Source organism: Streptomyces sp. NPDC005423, from assembly GCF_040606415.1.
GTDB lineage: Bacteria > Actinomycetota > Actinomycetes > Streptomycetales > Streptomycetaceae > Streptomyces.
Genome location: NZ_JBEXET010000011.1, coordinates 74929 through 92847, shown reverse-complemented (window position 1 = coordinate 92847; position 17919 = coordinate 74929). Strand labels below are relative to the sequence as shown.

At 69.9% G+C, this 17919-nt stretch carries 12 protein-coding genes; 7 read left to right on the top strand and 5 right to left on the bottom strand.

Annotated elements, in window-relative coordinates; all coding sequences use genetic code 11:
• Positions 1-165 precede the first annotated feature (165 nt).
• From ABZT12_RS15030 to mtnK, 4 genes are read left to right on the top strand one after another with little or no spacing between them, the layout of a single operon-like run.
• Positions 166-1263, top strand: a complete 1098-nt coding sequence (locus tag ABZT12_RS15030; protein WP_356383045.1) for a substrate-binding domain-containing protein — start codon at positions 166-168, stop codon at positions 1261-1263.
• Positions 1250-2779 (top strand): sugar ABC transporter ATP-binding protein, encoded by a 1530-nt coding sequence (locus tag ABZT12_RS15025; protein WP_356383042.1) that lies wholly within the window; start codon positions 1250-1252, stop codon positions 2777-2779. Before ABZT12_RS15030 ends, ABZT12_RS15025 begins: the two co-directional genes overlap by 14 nt.
• A gap of 37 nt (positions 2780-2816) precedes the next feature.
• The gene (locus ABZT12_RS15020; protein WP_356383039.1) at positions 2817-3866 is read left to right on the top strand and encodes an ABC transporter permease; all 1050 of its coding nucleotides are present in this window, start codon (positions 2817-2819) and stop codon (positions 3864-3866) included.
• A gap of 15 nt (positions 3867-3881) precedes the next feature.
• A complete protein-coding gene (mtnK, locus tag ABZT12_RS15015) occupies positions 3882-5042 on the top strand; it encodes an S-methyl-5-thioribose kinase (RefSeq protein WP_356383036.1) in 1161 nt (386 codons plus the stop codon).
• Between the two features lie 108 nt (positions 5043-5150).
• Here the strand turns inward: mtnK and ABZT12_RS15010 are convergent, their stop codons facing one another.
• The 4 genes from ABZT12_RS15010 to ABZT12_RS14995 all read right to left on the bottom strand — a co-directional run bounded on the left by ABZT12_RS15010 (position 5151) and on the right by ABZT12_RS14995 (position 10368).
• The gene (locus ABZT12_RS15010) at positions 5151-6770 is read right to left on the bottom strand and encodes a glycerol-3-phosphate dehydrogenase/oxidase (protein WP_356383033.1); all 1620 of its coding nucleotides are present in this window, start codon (positions 6768-6770) and stop codon (positions 5151-5153) included.
• A gap of 19 nt (positions 6771-6789) precedes the next feature.
• A complete protein-coding gene (gene glpK / locus ABZT12_RS15005; RefSeq protein WP_356383030.1) occupies positions 6790-8328 on the bottom strand; it encodes a glycerol kinase GlpK in 1539 nt (512 codons plus the stop codon).
• An 82-nt stretch (positions 8329-8410) separates the two neighbouring features.
• Entirely contained in the window at positions 8411-9190 is a 780-nt protein-coding gene (locus ABZT12_RS15000; RefSeq protein WP_356383027.1) for an MIP/aquaporin family protein, read from the bottom strand.
• Positions 9191-9603: 413 nt separating this feature from the next.
• Positions 9604-10368: an IclR family transcriptional regulator gene (locus ABZT12_RS14995; protein ID WP_356383025.1), complete on the bottom strand. Its 765-nt coding sequence runs from the start codon at positions 10366-10368 to the stop codon at positions 9604-9606.
• Between the two features lie 333 nt (positions 10369-10701).
• On the opposite strand from ABZT12_RS14995, the gene metH reads away from it, so the two are divergent.
• From metH to ABZT12_RS14980, 3 genes are all read left to right on the top strand, one after another.
• Entirely contained in the window at positions 10702-14217 is a 3516-nt protein-coding gene (metH, locus tag ABZT12_RS14990) for a methionine synthase (protein WP_356383021.1), read from the top strand.
• Between the two features lie 114 nt (positions 14218-14331).
• The gene (locus ABZT12_RS14985; RefSeq protein WP_356383018.1) at positions 14332-15030 is read left to right on the top strand and encodes an HAD family phosphatase; all 699 of its coding nucleotides are present in this window, start codon (positions 14332-14334) and stop codon (positions 15028-15030) included.
• Positions 15031-15544: 514 nt separating this feature from the next.
• Complete coding sequence (locus tag ABZT12_RS14980; protein WP_356383015.1) at positions 15545-17149, top strand: ABC transporter substrate-binding protein; 1605 nt, start codon at positions 15545-15547, stop codon at positions 17147-17149.
• Between the two features lie 89 nt (positions 17150-17238).
• Here the strand turns inward: ABZT12_RS14980 and ABZT12_RS14975 are convergent, their stop codons facing one another.
• The gene (locus ABZT12_RS14975; RefSeq protein WP_030356234.1) at positions 17239-17910 is read right to left on the bottom strand and encodes a response regulator transcription factor; all 672 of its coding nucleotides are present in this window, start codon (positions 17908-17910) and stop codon (positions 17239-17241) included.
• Positions 17911-17919: the final 9 nt, after the last annotated feature.

The window sequence follows — 17919 nt, the reverse complement described above, 5'->3', positions numbered from 1 at the left end:
ACAGCCAGCTGTCGCTGACCACACCCGGAGCCCCCGGCACGCCCCGCTCTCCCGGGCGTTCGGCACCCGTCCACCCCGCGGACAGTGGCGCGTTCCCGCCCCTCGGCTCCGGACCAAGACTCCGTCCTTCACCCTCTCGGCAGTACCCCGTACCTGGAGCCCCTCATGTCCCGTGCCCGTGTCCCGCTCGCCGCGCTCTCGCTCGCCTCCGCCTCCGCCCTCCTCCTGGCGGGCTGCTCCCAGTCCACGGACGCCTCGAAGAGCACCGACACCACCGCCGCCTCGGCCTCGGCGGCCACCGGCAAGAAGCCCGCCCCCTTCAGCAAGGGCACGGTCAAGGTGGCCCTGGTACGGCAGAGCGGTGCCGGCGACTACTTCGAGCAGTGGGGCAACGGCGCCAAGGCGCAGGCCAAGGCGCTCGGCGTCGACCTGACCGTGTACGACGCCCAGGCCGACAACGCCAAGCAGGCCACCGACCTGTCCTCGGCGATCAACTCCGGCGCACAGGCGATCATCATCGACCACGGCTTCCCCTCCACGATCCAGCCCGAGATCGACCAGGCGGTGAAGAAGGGCATCAAGGTCGTCGTCTACGACGTCGACCAGACCAACAAGTCCGTCGTCAGCACCGAGCAGGACGACGCCAGCATGGCGCGGGCCGTGCTCGGCGTGATGGCCAAGACGGTCGGCAAGAACGCCAAGGTCGGCTACGTCAACGTGGCCGGCTACGCGGCCCTGGACAAGCGCAACTCCGTCTGGAAGTCCGCGCTCGACACCAACGGCTGGAAGCAGCAGTTCAAGGTCGGCAAGGTCACCGACTCCACGGCCACCGACAACGTGCCGCTGGTCTCCGCCGCGCTCACCCAGCACTCCGACGTCGCCGGCGTCTTCGCGCCCTACGACGAACTGGCCAAGGGCACCGTCCTCGCCGTGCAGAACAAGAAGCTCCAGAGCAAGGTCAAGGTCTTCGGCGCCGATGTCTCCAACGCCGACATCCAGAACATGACCGCCGCGAACAGCCCGTGGGTCGCCACCGCCGGTACCGATCCCTCGGCGGTCGGCGCCGCCGTCGTCCGTACGGCCGCCCTGGAGCTGGCCGGGCAGCTGAACAAGACCTCGGTCGACTTCCCGGCGGTCGCCATCACCCAGGACTTCCTGCGCAAGAACAAGATCGAGAACATGGACCAGCTGCGCACGGCGCTGCCGGCGCTGAACCTCTCCAAGGTCAGCACCGCGGACTGGATCCCCAATGTCGCCCACTGACAAGGCCGTCGACGCCGCCGTCAGTCTCCATGACGTCAGCATGGCCTTCGCCGGCAAGACGGTGCTCTCCTCCGTCTCGCTCGACATCGCCCCGGGCAGCGTGGTCGCGCTGCTCGGCGCGAACGGCGCCGGCAAGTCCACGCTGATCAAGATCCTTTCGGGCGTGCACGCCGGCCACGGCGGGGAGGTGCGGGTCGCGGGGGAGCCCGCCGCTCTCCAGTCGCCGCTCGCCGCCCGGCAGTTGGGCATCCAGACGGTCCACCAGCGGATCGGCGAGGGCATCGTGCCCGGCCTGAGCGTCGCCGAGAACCTGGTCTTCGAGGAGCTGGCCCGGCGCCGCGGCAACCCGCTCCTCAACGGCCGCCGCCTGCTGGCCCGCGCCCGGGAGATCCAGGCCGCCCTCGGACTCGACTGGAGCGACGCGGTGCTCCGTCGCGACGTCACCGAACTCGGCATCTCCGACCGTCAGTTGCTCATCCTCGCCCGTGCCCTGGCGACCCGCCCGCGGCTGCTCGTCCTCGACGAACCGACCTCGGCGCTCTCCGCGGCCGAGGCGCGGCGGCTCTTCGCCCTCGTCGAGCGGATGCGCGACGACGGCATCGCCGTCCTCTACGTCTCCCACCGCCTCGGCGAGATCGACGCGCTCGCCGACCGGCTGGTCGTCCTGCGGGACGGCCGTCTCACCGAGGACCAGGCCAAGCCGTTCGACTGGGACAGCGCCCTGCGCGCGATGCTCGCCCAGGCCCACGAGGCGACGAGCGCCCGCCCGCAGCACACCGGCGAGCACGGGCCGACCGTCCTCGCCCTGCGCGGCGTCCGCCTCTTCGAGGGACGCGCGCCCCTGGACCTCGACCTGCGCGCCGGTGAAGTCACCGGCCTCGTCGGCCTGGTGGGTGCCGGCAAGACCGAGCTGGCGCGCGGTCTGTTCGGCGCCGAACCGTTCGCGACCGGCGCGGTCGAGCTGGACGGCGAGCCGTACCGGCCGCGCCGCCCCGCCGACGCGATCCGCGCCGGCGTCCACCTCGTCCCCGAGGACCGGCACGCCGACGCCCTGGTCCCCGGCTGGTCGGTGGCCCAGAACATCTCGCTGCCGTTCCTCACGTCCCTTGCCACGGCCGGGCTGGTGAACACCGCCAAGGAGGACGCCCTCGGCCGCTCCACCATCGAGGCGCTCGGTGTCGTCGCCCGTGACGAGCACAGCACGGTCGAGGAGCTCTCCGGCGGCAACCAGCAGAAGGTGGTCGTGGGCCGCTGGCTCGCCCGGACACCCCGTGTCCTCATCCTGGACGAACCGTTCCGAGGCGTGGACATCGGCGCCCGGCGCGACATCGGCCGCCGCGCCCGCGCCCTGGCCACCGAGGGCGCCGCCGTCCTCGTCCTCTCCGCCGACGTGGACGAGGTCCTGGAGGTCGCCGACCGGGTCGTCGTCCTGGCGGCCGGCGAGGTGCACCTCGACGCGTACGGCGAGGACGCGGAGCGCGACCGCGTCATCCAGACCATCTCGGCGTCCGTGTGACGCCCGCCCCGCCCGACGCCACGGCAGGAAGTACGCCATGACCACCACCCAGAGCACCGAGGTCCCCACCCAGGGGGCGGCCCCCCGCCCCGGCGCCGACCTCGGCCCGCGCGTCCAGAACGCGGTCATCAAGTACGGCTTCATCTTCGTGACCGTCGCGCTCTTCGCGTACTTCGCGCTGAGCGAGCCGTCCTTCCGCGAGTCCGCGACCCTCCTCGACACCCTGCGGTACGTCTCCGTCGCCGCGATCCTCGGCCTCGGCGTCACCCTCACCATGGCCGTCGGCGGAATGGACATGTCCGTCGGCGCGGTCGCCGGGCTCGGCGTCACCGTCGCCGCCAAGACGATGGTGACGTACAACCAGGTCGGCTCGGTCGCGATCCTCGCGGTGATCGCGGCGGGCGCGCTCGCCGGACTGCTGAACGCGCTGCTGATCGTCGTCCTGAAGATCCCGGACATGCTCGCCACGCTCGGCACCATGTTCGTCATCCAGGGCACCAAACTCATCCTGGTCGACGGCCAGTCCATCTCCGCCGGCATGACCCAGTCCGACGGCAGCACCGCGCCCGGCCGGTTCACCGACGGCTTCCTGCGCATCGACCGGGGCACCGTCCTCGGCATCCCCGTCTCGGTGCTGATCTTCGGCGCGCTGACCGTCGTCGCCTGGGTGTTCCTCGCCCGCACCCGCTGGGGCCGCGTCCTCTACGCCATCGGCGCCAACCCAGAGGCCTCCCGGCTGGCCGGCATCCGCGTCGGCGCCTACCGGGCCCTCGCCTACGTCCTGTCCGGCGTCCTGGCCTCCGTCGGCGGCCTGATCCTCGCCTCCCGGATCGGCCAGGGCGACGTCAGCGCCGGCACCAGCCAGCTCCTCGAAGCGGTGGCCGTCGCACTGGTCGGCACCTCGGTGCTGGGCCGGGGCCGCCCCAACGTCTGGGGCACGGCCCTGGGCGCCGTGCTGATCGGCATCATCACCACCGGTCTGACCATCAAGGGCCTGCCCTACTACACCCAGGACGTGGTCGAGGGCGCGGTCCTCATCCTCGCCCTGGTCTTCAGTTTCACGCTGTCCAAGCGCCGTACCGCATAAGGGAGTTCAGAGCCGATGGGTTACCGCATCCTGGAGACCGACTCCATCCCCGCGTACCTGCGCGAGCGCGGACACTGGGACGACGCCGGCGAGATCCGGGTCCGCGAGGTCTCCGACGGCAACATGAACCGGGTGTTCCTGGCCGCGAGCGTTGACGGCACCCGAAGCCTCGCCGTCAAGCAGGCGCTGCCCTGGGTACGGGTGGCCGGCCCGTCCTGGCCGATGAGCCCCGAGCGCGCCGACGCGGAGGCCCGCGCGTACGAGCAGGTCGCCCGGGTCGCCCCCGACAAGATCCCGGCGATCCACGGCTACGACGGCGAGAACCACGCCCTCGTCATGGAGGACATGTCCGACCTGGAGGTGCTGCGCACAGTCCTCAACGAGGGCGCCTCCTACGGTCCGGACACCTCGGTCCGCATCGGCGAGTTCGTCGCCCAACTGGCCTTCGCGACCAGCGACTTCGGGATGGAGTCCGCCGACCGCAAGGCCCTGGTCGCGGCGTCGGTGAGCCCGGAGCTGTGCAAGATCACGGAGGACGTGGTCCTCTCCGAGCCGTACGTCGAGCACGAACACAACCACTGGCACCCCGATCTGTCCGACCTCGCCGCCGAACTCCGCGCGGACACACGGCTGCGGACCGAGGTGGCCGACCTCCGCCATCTCTTCATGACCAGCGCCCAGGCCCTGCTCCACGGCGACCTGCACACCGGCAGCGTCATGGTCGGCGAGCGCGAAGGCACCCCGGTGGTACGGGTCTTCGACCCCGAGTTCTCCTTCACCGGGCCGATCGGCTTCGACCTCGGCCTCTACTGGGCCAACACGCTGGTCTCCGCCGAACGGGCCCGCGCGCTCGGCACCCTGACCGACCACGCCGACCAACTCGGCCTCTCCTGGCGGGCGTTCGAGGCCCAGTTCCGCCGGCTGTGGCCGACCCGCGTCGACACCTTCTTCGACGACGCCTACCTCGACCGCTTCCTGCGCCGCGTCTGGACCGAGTCCCTCGGCTTCGCCGGCGCGGAGATCGTCCGCCGCGTCATCGGCTTCGCCCACCTCACCGACCTGACCACCCTCCCCGACCCGGTCCCCGCCTCCCGGCGCTCCCTGCTGCTCGGCCGCGAACTCATCGTGCGGCGCGCGGAGTTGGCGTCCCCGGAGGCGGTACGGGCGCTGACCTGACCGAAACCGGGGCGGACCCGTGGGTCCACCTCGCGGACGACGACCGAGGGGCGGCTCCACCGACGTGGAGCCGCCCCTCGGTCGTCGTGACGACCGGAGTCGTGGCGACTACTTCTTCTTGTCGAGCACGTCCTGGACCTTCGCCCGGATCTCGTCCGTGGCCAGGCCGCGGATGGTCAGGGTCGTACGGCGGCGCAGGACGTCGTCCTGGGTCTCGGCCCACTCGTGGTCGCGGGCGTAGACGACCTGCGCCCAGATCTCGGGGGCGTCGGGGTGGACGCGCTCGCCCAGTTCGGCGTTCTCGTTGGCGAGCCGGGCGATGTCGAAGGCGAGCGAACCGTAATGCGTCGCCAGGTGCTTCGCGGTGTCCGCCGCCATGCGCGGGCCGGTCGCCGGGTTGTCGACCAGCAGCCGGTGGGCGACCGCGCGCGGGTTGGCGACACCCGGCAGCGGCAGCTTCTTCGGCAGCGAGGAGATCGGCTCGACGCCCTCGCCGAGCGGGTGGCCCGGCAGCGCCTCCAGCTTCTGCATGACCGTACGGCCGATGTGCCGGAAGGTGGTCCACTTGCCGCCCGCGACGGAGAGCATTCCGCCGCTGCCTTCCGTGACCACGGTCTCGCGCTTGGCCTTCGCCGTGTCACCGGGGCCGCCGGGCAGCACCCGCAGACCCGCGAAGGAGTACGTGATCAGGTCGCGCGAGAGCTGCTGGTCCCGGACCGAGAACGCGGCCTCGTCCAGGATCTGCGCTATGTCCTTCTCGGTGACCGCGACATCCGCCGGGTCGCCCTCGAACTCCTCGTCGGTGGTGCCGAGCAGCAGCATGTCCTCCCACGGGAGGGCGAAGGTGATCCGGTACTTGTCGATGGGGGTGGCGAGCGCGGCCTTCCAGGGGGAGGTGCGCTTCAGGACCAGGTGCGCGCCCTTGGAGAGGCGGATCGAGGGGGCCGCGTTCGGGTCCTCCATCCTGCGCAGGTGGTCGACCCAGGGGCCGGTCGCGTTGAGCACCAGCCGGGCGCTCACCCCGAACTCGTCCCCGGAGGTGCGGTCGCGCAGCTCCGCGCCGGTCACCCGGCCCTTGGTGAAGCGCAGGCCGGTGACCTCGGCGTGGTTGAGGACGACCGCGCCCGCCTCGACGGACGCGCGGACCGTCATCAGCGCCATGCGCGCGTCGTTCATCTGGTCGTCGCCGTAGACGGCCACGGCCTTGAGGTTCTCGGTGCGCAGCTCGGGCACGTCCTGCGCGGCCTTGGCCGGGGAGAGGAGGTGGCCGACGCCGTCGCCGAACGCGGAGAGCGCGGAGTAGGCGAAGACGCCCGCCCCGAGCTTCGCCGCGCCGTGCGGCCCGCCCTTGTACACGGGGAGGTAGAAGGTGAGCGGGTTCGCCAGGTGGGGAGCCACCTGACGGGAGACCGCACGGCGCTCGAAGTGGTTCTCCGCCACCAGCTTCACCGCGCCGGTCTGCAGATAGCGCAGACCGCCGTGGAGCAGCTTGGAGGAGGCGGAAGAGGTGGCGCCGGCGAAGTCGCCGGCGTCGACCAGGGCCACCCGCAGCCCGGACTGCGCGGCGTGCCAGGCGGTGGAGATGCCCAGGATGCCGCCGCCGATGACGAGGAGGTCGTACGTCGCCTTGGAGAGCTGCTCCCGGGTCTCGGCCCGGCTCGGGTTCGAGCCGGAGGCCGGGTGCGTACCGAGGGCAGGTACGGACTGCAGGGTGGACTGACTGGTCATGTGGGGTTCTTACTCCTCGTCAGTTTTCGTCTTCGAGCCAGCCCATGGTCCGCTCCACGGCCTTGAGCCAGCTCTTGTACTCACGGTCGCGCTTCTCCGCGTCCATGTTGGGGGTCCACTCGGCGGCCCGGCGCCAGTTGGCGCGCAGGTCGTCGGTGCTGGTCCAGAAGCCGACGGCGAGGCCGGCGGCGTAGGCGGCGCCGAGGCAGGTGGTCTCGGCGACCATCGGGCGCACCACGGGGGCGTCCACGAAGTCCGAGAGCGTCTGCATCAGCAGGTTGTTGGAGGTCATGCCGCCGTCGACCTTGATCGCCGCGAGCTCGACGCCGGAGTCCTTCGTCATGGCGTCGGTGATCTCACGGGTCTGCCAGGCCGTGGCCTCCAGGACGGCGCGCGCGAGGTGCGCCTTGGTGACGTACCGGGTCAGGCCGGCGATCACACCGCGGGCGTCGGAGCGCCAGTACGGGGCGAACAGACCGGAGAAGGCCGGTACGAAGTAGGCGCCGCCGTTGTCCTCGACCGAGAGCGCGAGGGTCTCGATCTCGGCGGCGGTGGAGATCAGGCCCATCTGGTCGCGCATCCACTGCACCAGCGAACCGGTGACGGCGATCGAGCCCTCCAGGGCGTAGACCGCCTTCTGGTCGCCGATGCGGTAACCGACCGTGGTGAGCAGGCCGTTGTACGAGTTGACCGGCTTCTCACCGGTGTTCATCAGCAGGAAGGTGCCGGTGCCGTACGTCGACTTCGCCTCGCCCTCGGCGAAACAGGTCTGGCCGAACAGCGCCGCCTGCTGGTCGCCGAGCGCCGAGGCGACCGGGATGCCGCCGAGCACGTCGCCGAGACGGCCGCCGGTGACCTCGCCGTAGATCTCGGCCGAGGAGCGGATCTCGGGCAGCATGTTCATCGGGACGCCGATGGACTCGGCGATGCTCTCGTCCCACTCCATGGTGTGCAGGTTCATCAGCATGGTGCGGGAGGCGTTGGTGACGTCGGTGACGTGCTTGCCGCCGTTCACACCGCCCGTCAGGTTCCAGATGACCCAGCTGTCCATGGTGCCGAAGAGGATGTCCCCGGCCTCGGCGCGCTCGCGCAGCCCCTCGACGTTGTCCAGCAGCCAGCGGGCCTTGGGTCCGGCGAAGTACGACGCGAGCGGCAGCCCGGTCTGTCGGCGGAAGCGGTCCTGGCCGACGTTGCGGCCGAGCTCCTTGCAGAGCGCGTCGGTGCGGGTGTCCTGCCAGACGATGGCGTTGTGGACGGGCTCACCGGTGTTCTTGTCCCACAGCAGCGTGGTCTCACGCTGGTTGGTGATGCCGATGGCCTTGATGTCGTCGCGGGTGATGCCGGCCTTCTCGATGGCGGAGGCGACGACCTCCTCGACGTTGGTCCAGATCTCCTTGGCATCGTGCTCGACCCAGCCCGGCTTCGGGAAGATCTGCTCGTGCTCCTTCTGGTCGACGGAGACGATCCGGCCGTCCCGGTCGAAGACGATGCAGCGGCTGGAGGTCGTGCCCTGGTCGATGGCCGCGATGAACGGTCCGGCGGTGTGCGCGTCGGTCACTGTGTGCTCCTGAGTCCGTGGATGGAGGGCTGTCTTACGGCGCGGTGCGCATGAGTCCTTGAGCGGTGAGGCTCCGGTCGGCTCAGGCGAAGGCGACGTTGTAGAGGCCTGCCGCGATGGCGCCGCCGATCAGCGGACCGACCACCGGGATCCAGGCGTAGCTCCAGTCGGAGCCGCCCTTGTTGGGCAGAGGCAGGAGCGCGTGCACGATGCGCGGACCGAGGTCACGGGCCGGGTTGATCGCGTATCCGGTCGGGCCACCGAGCGACAGACCGATGGAGACGACCACCAGGGCGGTGATCAGACCGCCGAGGACGCCGAGGCCGGTGCCCTTGGCGTTGAGGCCCTCGGTGAGGACGGCGATGATGAGCACGAAGGTGCCGATGATCTCGGTGGCGAGGTTCTGCCACACGTTACGGATCTCCGGACCGGTGGAGAAGATGCCCAGGACCGGGCCCGCGCCCTTCTCCTCGGCGACGACGGCCTTGGCCACCGGCTCGCCGATGATCTCCGCGTCGGTGAGGTGGAGCTGGAACTGGCCGTAGTAGGCCACCCAGACCAGTGCCGCGCCGATCATGGCGCCGAGCAGCTGGCCGCCCCAGTAGATGGGGAGGTTGCCCCAGCCACCGTCCTTGATCGTGAGCGCGAGGGTCACGGCCGGGTTCAGGTGGGCCCCGGAAAGCGGGCCGGAAATGTAGACGGCGGTCAGTACGGCAAAACCCCACCCGAAGGCGATGGCCAGCCAGCCGGCGTTCCGGGCCTTGGAGGCCTTCAGCGTGACGGCGGCGCAGACGCCACCGCCGAGCAGGATGAGAATGGCGGTACCGATGGTCTCGCCGATGAAGATGTCGGAGCTGGACACCCGCGACTCCTTTGTCCTTCGTCCAGGGAAGCCGAACCCCGGGTCCCACCGGGGGTCGAGCGCTCTCGGGAGTGAGAGCGAATGGTCGGCCTGTGGCGTTGTCACACTCTAACGCGTATTGCCGGTAGGTGTTCGACAATGTCGACCGATGGACGCGAGTCTCGCTCCGGCGTTACGGGCACGTCAAGAGTGCTGTTATCGAAAACTCGATCGTTATTGATCGCGGTGAGCTGTCGATCTCGCGGCCCGTGCCCGGGACGTCGACCCGGACACACGGTCTGTGGTGATCTGACACTTTGGCCAGTCATGTCACATAAGAATACGACTTGTCCCGGAACGCCGCTTCGGTGTTCCGGTCGTGACAGCAGGGGGCCCGGAATCCCGGGAGTGCGGCGCCGGGGCTCGGCGGTCCCTCAGAACCGCCCGGCGCCCAGGTCCCGCGAGACGGCTCGGGCACAGTCCCGGACGGCCGCGATCAGCTCCGGGCGCAGTTCGCCGTCCCGGCAGACCCGCTCGACGGCCCCGGTGATGTCGACCGCGCCCACCGGCATGTGCCGCCGGTCGTGGATCGGCGCGGCGATGGACGCGACGCCCTCCCAGGTCTCCTCCACGTCGGCGGCGTACCCACGCGCGCGCGTCACGTCCAGCACGTGCTCGAAGTCGGCGAGCTCGGAGACGGTCCGCTCCGTGAACGGCTTGCGGTCGGCCTCCAGCGCCTCGCTGTGCGCGACCGGGTCGTACGCCGACAGCACTTTGCCCAGGGCGGTGGAGTGCAGCGGCTGCATGGCGCCGATCTCCAGGACCTGCCGGCTGTCGTCGGGGCGGAAGACGTGGTGCACGATCAGCACGCCCTGGAGGTGCAGCACCCCCAGGTGCACGCTCTCGCCGCTGGAGCGGGCCAGGTCGTCCGTCCACACCAGGGCGCGCGCCCGCAACTCGTGCACGTCGAGGTAGGTGGTGCCCAGCCGCAGTAGTTCGGCGCCCAGCTGGTAGCGCCCCGAGGCGTCGTCCTGCTCGACGAAACCCTCCGCCTGGAGGGTGCGCAGGATGCCGTGGGCCGTGCCCTTGGCGAGGCCCAGAGAGGAGGCGATGTCCGAGAGGCCGAGCCGCCGCTCGCCGCCCCCGAGCAGGCGCAGCATCGCGGCCGCCCGTTCGAGCGACTGGATGTTCCGTGCCATCGCCGTGCTGCCTCCGTCCCCTTCGATCGACGACGCTCAGCGCCGTCTTTCGGCCCACGGCGCGGTACGCCGCTGCCACCGTTCGGCAATGTCGAACACTACCGGTCGATGCCGACCTCTCGCTAATAGTCGGTCGACACCTCTTACCCCAGTTGACGCGAAACCGCGGTGGACGTGCCGTGCCCCCCATCCTCGTCCGTCCCGTGGACGTCCCCGGCATCCGGGCCCCCGCCCCGTTACGCTGGCGGACGGGCGTGCTCCAGGGGAGTATCCGTGAGAGGTTCCTCTGGTAGCCGCAAAGCCGACAGCCGTCGCACTCCAGGGAGCCCCTCCATGGCCTCGTCGCCACTGACCCCTTCCGCCGACAGCCGGACCCGAGTGTCCGCGCTCCGAGAGGCCCTCGCCACCCGCGTGGTGGTCGCCGACGGAGCGATGGGCACCATGCTCCAGGCCCAGGAGCCCACGCTCGACGACTTCGAGGACCTCGAAGGCTGCAACGAGATCCTCAACCTCACCCGCCCCGACATCGTCCGCTCCGTCCACGAGGAGTACTTCGGCACGGGCGTCGACTGCGTCGAGACCAACACCTTCGGCGCCAACCACTCCGCGCTGGCCGAGTACGACATCGCCGACCGCGTCCACGCGCTCTCCGAGGCCGGCGCCCGCATCGCCCGCGAGACCGCCGACGACTTCGGCGCCCGCGACGGCCGCCAGCGCTGGGTGCTCGGCTCGATGGGCCCCGGCACCAAGCTCCCCACCCTCGGCCACATCGGCTACCGCACCCTGCGCGACGGCTTCCAGGCGAACGCCGAGGGCCTCCTCGCCGGCGGCGCGGACGCCCTGATCGTGGAGACCACCCAGGACCTGCTCCAGACCAAGTCCTCCGTGCTGGGCGCCCGCCGCGCGATGGAGGCGACCGGCACCGACGTACCGCTGCTGGTCTCGATGGCCTTCGAGACGACCGGCACCATGCTGCTCGGCTCGGAGATCGGCGCCGCGCTGACCGCGCTGGAACCCCTCGGCATCGACATGATCGGGCTCAACTGCTCGACCGGCCCCGCCGAGATGAGCGAGCACCTGCGCTATCTGGCCCGCCACTCCCGCACCCCGCTGCTGTGCATGCCCAACGCGGGCCTGCCCATCCTCACCAAGGACGGCGCCCACTTCCCGCTCGACCCCGAGGGCCTGGCGGACGCGCAGGAGACCTTCGTCCGCGACTACGGCCTCAATCTGGTCGGCGGCTGCTGCGGCACCACCCCCGAACACCTGCGCCGGCTCGTCGAGCGGGTCCGCGAGTCGAGCCCCGTGGAACGCCACCCCCAGCCCGAGCCCGGCGCCGCCTCGCTCTACCAGACCGTCCCGTTCCGGCAGGACACCGCGTACCTGGCGATCGGCGAGCGCACCAACGCCAACGGCTCGAAGAAGTTCCGCGACGCCATGCTCGCCGGCCGCTGGGACGACTGCGTGGAGATGGCCCGCGACCAGATCCGCGAGGGCGCGCACATGCTCGACCTCTGCGTGGACTACGTCGGCCGCGACGGTGTCGCCGACATGGAGGAGCTGGCCGGCCGTTTCGCCACCGCCTCCACCCTGCCGATCGTCCTCGACTCCACCGAAGTCCCGGTACTCCGGGCCGGGTTGGAGAAGCTCGGCGGTCGCGCCGTCATCAACTCCGTCAACTACGAGGACGGCGACGGCCCGGAGTCCCGCTTCGCCAAGGTCACGGAGCTCGCCCGGGAGCACGGCGCCGCGCTGATCGCGCTGACCATCGACGAGGAGGGCCAGGCCCGCACCGTCGAGACCAAGGTCGCCATCGCCGAACGGCTCATCGAGGACCTGACGGCCAACTGGGGCGTCCTGGAGTCGGACATCCTCATCGACACCCTGACCTTCACCATCTGTACCGGTCAGGAGGAGTCCCGCAAGGACGGCGTCGCCACCATCGAGGCGATCCGCGAACTCAAGCGCCGCCGCCCCGACGTACAGACCACGCTGGGCCTGTCGAACATCTCTTTCGGCCTCAACCCGGCCGCCCGCGTCCTGCTCAACTCCGTCTTCCTCGACGAGTGCGTCAAGGCGGGCCTCGACTCGGCCATCGTGCACGCCTCGAAGATCCTGCCGATCGCCCGCTTCGACGACGAGCAGGTCACCACCGCCCTCGACCTCATCTACGACCGCCGAGCCGAGGGCTACGACCCGCTGCAGAAGCTGATGGCCCTCTTCGAGGGAGCCACCACCAAGTCCCTGAAGGCGGGCCGGGCCGAGGAGTTGGCCGCCCTCCCGCTGGACGAGCGCCTCAAGCGCCGCATCATCGACGGCGAGAAGAACGGCCTGGAGGCCGACCTCGCCGAGGCGTTGGAGTCCCGCCCCGCCCTCGACATCGTCAACGAGACGCTCCTGGACGGGATGAAGGTCGTCGGCGAACTGTTCGGTTCCGGCCAGATGCAGCTGCCGTTCGTGCTCCAGTCCGCCGAGGTCATGAAGACCGCGGTCGCCTACCTCGAACCGCACATGGAGAAGTCGGACGCGGAGGGCAAGGGCACCATCGTGCTGGCCACCGTGCGCGGCGACGTCCACGACATCGGCAAGAACCTCGTCGACATCATCCTGTCCAACAACGGCTACAACGTCGTCAACCTCGGCATCAAGCAGCCGGTCTCCGCGATCCTGGAAGCCGCCGCGGAGCACCGCGCCGACGTCATCGGCATGTCCGGCCTCCTGGTCAAGTCCACGGTGATCATGAAGGAGAACCTGGAGGAGCTCAACCAGCGCAAGCTGGCCGCCGACTACCCGGTCATCCTCGGTGGCGCCGCGCTCACGCGGGCCTACGTCGAGCAGGACCTGCACGAGATCTACGAGGGCGAAGTCCGGTACGCCCGCGATGCGTTCGAGGGCCTGCGCCTGATGGACGCGCTGATCGGCGTCAAGCGGGGCGTGCCCGGCGCGAAGCTGCCCGACCTCAAGCAGCGCCGGGTGCGGCCGGCCGCCGCGGTCCAGACGGAGGAGCGCCCCGAGGAGGGGCACGTCCGCTCCGACACCGCGACCGACAACCCGGTCCCCGAGCCGCCCTTCCGGGGCACCCGGGTCATCAAGGGCATCCCGCTCAAGGAGTACGCGAGCTGGCTCGACGAGGGCGCGCTCTTCAAGGGCCAGTGGGGTCTGAAGCAGGCCCGCGCCGGTGACGGACCGACGTACGAGGAGCTCGTCGAGCGCGAGGGCCGACCCCGGCTGCGCGGGCTGCTGGACCGGCTCCAGACCGAGAACCTCCTCGAAGCGGCCGTGGTCTATGGCTACTTCCCCTGCGTCTCCAAGGACGACGACTTGATCGTCCTGGACGACCAGGGCAACGAGCGGACCCGCTTCACCTTCCCGCGCCAGCGCCGCGGCCGACGGCTGTGCCTGGCCGACTTCTTCCGCCCGGAGGAGTCCGGCGAGACCGACGTGGTCGGCTTCCAGATCGTCACCGTCGGTTCCCGGATCGGCACGGAGACCGCCAAGCTCTTCGAGTCCAACTCCTACCGCGACTACCTCGAACTGCACGGCCTCTCCGTGCAGTTGGCCGAGGCGCTCGCCGAGTACTGGCACGCGCGCGTCCGCTCCGAGCTGGGCTTCGCCGGCGAGGACCCGAACCGGGTCGAGGACATGTTCGCCCTCAAGTACCGGGGCGCCCGCTTCTCCCTCGGCTACGGCGCCTGCCCCGACCTGGAGGACCGAGCCAAGATCGCCGCACTCCTGGAACCGGAGCGCATCGGTGTCCACCTCTCCGAGGAGTTCCAGCTGCACCCCGAGCAGTCAACCGACGCGATCGTGATCCACCACCCGGAGGCGAAGTACTTCAACGCGCGCTGAACGGACGAGCACACTGATCGGATAAGTCGTACACTTGTCGGTCCATCGCAGGCCGGTCGCCCTCTGTGCAGCAGGGGCGGCCGGCCTGATCGTCCCTCAAGGAGGTGCGCCCGGATGACCAGTACGGTCCCCGCGCTCGGAACACGTACGGCCGAAGGCTCCGCCCTCCAGGCCGTACTCCTCGACATGGACGGCACCCTGGTGGACACCGAGGGCTTCTGGTGGGAGGTCGAGGCCGAGGTCTTCGCCGCCCTCGGGCACACCCTGGACGAGGCATGGCGCCATGTCGTGGTCGGCGGCCCCATGACCCGCAGCGCGGGGTTCCTGATCGAGGCCACCGGCGCGGCCATCACCCTCGCCGAACTGTCCGTGCTGCTCAACGCGGGGTTCGAGAAGCGCATCGCGCACTCGCTGCCGCTGATGCCGGGCGCCGCCCGGCTGCTGGCCGAGCTCTCCGCCCACCGGATCCCCACGGCGCTGGTCTCCGCCTCCCACCGGCGGATCATCGACCGGGTGCTCTCCGTGCTCGGTCCCCACCACTTCACGCTGTCGGTGGCCGGTGACGAGGTGGCGCGCACCAAGCCGCACCCCGACCCGTATCTGCTGGCCGCCGCCCGGCTGGGGGCGGACCCGGCCCGGTGCGCGGTCGTCGAGGACACCGCGACCGGAGTGGCCGCCGCGGAGGCGGCCGGCTGCCAGGTGGTGGCGGTGCCGTCGGTGGCGTCCATCGCGCCGGCCGCCGGCCGCACCGTCGTGCCGTCGTTGGACCACGTCGACCTGGCTTTTCTGCGCGGCCTGGTGACGGACCGATGACGGACCGAAGGCGTATCGAAGGCGGATCGAAGGCGGATCGACGCGGAGTGATCACGCATTGACGAGGAACGATCACGGATTGCTCGCCGCGCGTCATCTGACTCGTCGCCAACTCACGGACGGGAAGCGACGGGAGGCGACGGGAAAAGAATGGGAAACCTGTCGCATGGCCGAATTCCGGTACTTCCCGCCCGAGTTGAGTGTGTGAGGTTCGCCACGCGCACGGGGGTCGACATCGGTGGCAAGCTGTGCTGTTCACCCCATTTCGGGGGTCTCCGCGGTGCCCTTGTGTCCCGATTGGTGAAAGCGTGCACTAATCCTTCCGCTGTCGGGTTTTCGGTCCGTCCACAGCCGGTTTCGCTGTGTGATGGGAACTGGGCGGCAGGGGTTGCGAACCCCCGAGCGGGTGCGGACTAATCTCAACGCGAGAACATCGCCCTTACCCCCGTGATCCCCGGCGACACCCCTGCATGTGGGATACACGGACTCGAAACAGCTCTGGAGAAACTCGAGCATGAACCGCAAGACTTTGGTGCTGCCGGCCGTGGCCGGTCTGCTCGCGCCGGTGCTCGCCGCCTGCGGTGGGTCCGGCAGCGGGAGCTCTGGCGGCGATGCGATCACCGTCGGCACCACGGACCGGTTCACGGCCACGAAGGAAGCTCCGGCGCCGCTCGACCCCGCCTACGCCTACGACGTCGGCACCTGGAACATCCTGCGCCAGACCGTGCAGACGCTGCTGACCCAGCCCAAGGGCGAGGGCAACCCGGTCCCCGAGGCGGCCGAGAAGTGCGGTTTCACCGACACCGGCAAAGAGCGCTACGCCTGCACCCTGCGCGACGGACTGAAGTTCGCCAGCGGCGACAAGATCACCGCGGCCGATGTGAAGTACTCCATCGACCGCGCCATGCGCATCAAGGCCGACAGTGGTGTCTTCGCCCTGATGTCCACCGTCGACACCATCGAGACGCAGGGCGACCGCGAGGTCATCTTCCATCTGAAGACGGCCGACGCGACCTTCCCGTACAAGCTGTCCACGCCGGTCGCGGGCATCGTGAACCCGAGCGACTACGCCAAGGACAAGCTGCGCGACGGCTTCGACATCGACGGGTCCGGGCCGTACACGTTCCAGTCGAGCGTGAAGAACGACGAGCTCACGTCGGCCACCTTCGCCAAGAACCCCAATTACAAGGGGATTCTGAAGGTGAACAACGACAAGGTCGTGATGCGCTCCTTCGCGGACGCGGACGCCATGGGCGCCGCGCTCACCAAGGGCGACATCGACGTGATGACGCGCACCATGTCGCCGCAGCAGATCCAGAAGCTCAGCGACTCCTCCGGCACCGGCAAGATCGACCTCGTCGAGATGCCCGGCCTGGAGATCCGCTACCTCGCCTTCAACACCGACGCCGCGAGCGTGAAGAGCGCGGCGGTACGCCAGGCGATGGCCCAGATCATCAACCGCGGCGAACTCGTCTCCAAGGTCTACGGCACCGAGGCCGAGCCGCTGTACTCCCTGGTCCCGGCGACCATCACCGGTCACTCCAACTCGTTCTTCAACAAGTACGGGGACCCGAGCGTCAGCAAGGCCAGGACCACGATGAGCAAGGCCGGCATCACCACCCCGGTGAAGCTGACCCTGCACTACACGACCGACCACTACGGCTCGGCCACCGCGCAGGAGTTCCAGCAGCTGCAGAAGCAGCTCAACGCCAGCGGCCTCTTCGACGTCAACATCAAGGGCACGGCCTGGTCGACGTTCCGCCCGGCCGAGCAGAAGGGCACGTACGACGTCTACGGCATGGGCTGGTTCCCCGACTTCCCCGACGCCGACAACTACCTCGCGCCCTTCCTCGACAAGAACAACTTCCTCGGGTTGCCGTACGTCAACTCCGACATCCGCAACACGCTGATCCCCGAGTCCCGCCGCGAGGACGACCGGCTCGCCGCGGCGAAGAGCCTGACCGCGATCCAGGACCTCGTCGCCCGCGATGTTCCGGTGATCCCGCTCTGGCAGGGGAAGCAGTACGTGGCCGCGCGTGACGACATCACGGGCTCGGCGTACGCGCTCAACTCCTCCTCGACGCTCCAGCTCTGGGAGCTCGGCCGCGGCGTGAGCTGACCGACCGGCCCGCGTGCGGCCGGCACGACAGTGGGGCCCCTTCCGCTCGGAAGGGGCCCCACTGTCGTACGCGCGCTCGGCTGCGGCCGCTACTGCGCGCCGGGACGCACCAGACCGCTCTCGTACGCGTACACCGCGGCCTGCACCCGGTCACGCAGCCCCAGCTTGGTGAGGACATGCCCCACGTGTGTCTTCACGGTGGTCTCGCTGACGAAGAGGTCGGCGGCTATCTCGGCGTTGGACAGCCCGCGCGCCACCAGCTTGAGCACCTCCACCTCGCGATCCGTCAGCGTGTGCAGCGTGTCCGGCACGGGTTCGTCGCCGGACGGCAGATGCCCGGCGTACTTGTCGAGCAGCCGGCGGGTGATGCTCGGTGCCAGCATGGCCTCACCGGCGGCCACCACGCGGATCGCCTGCACCAGTTCGTTGGCCGGGGCGTCCTTCAGCAGGAAGCCGCTGGCGCCGGCGCGCAACGCCTCCACCACGTACTCGTCGAGGTCGAAGGTGGTCAGCACCAGCACCTTGGCCGGCCCGTCCCGCCCCGGCCCGGTGATCTGCCGGGTCGCCTCGACCCCGTCCATCCGAGGCATCCGGATGTCCATCAGCACCACATCGGGCTGCAACGCACGCACCTGGTCGAGCGCCTGCAGGCCGTCTCCGGCCTCACCGACGACCGCGATGTCCTGCTCGGCCTCCAGAATCATCCGGAAGCCGGTACGCAACAGCGGCTGGTCGTCGACGAGTAGGACGCGGATGGCCACGTAAGTCTC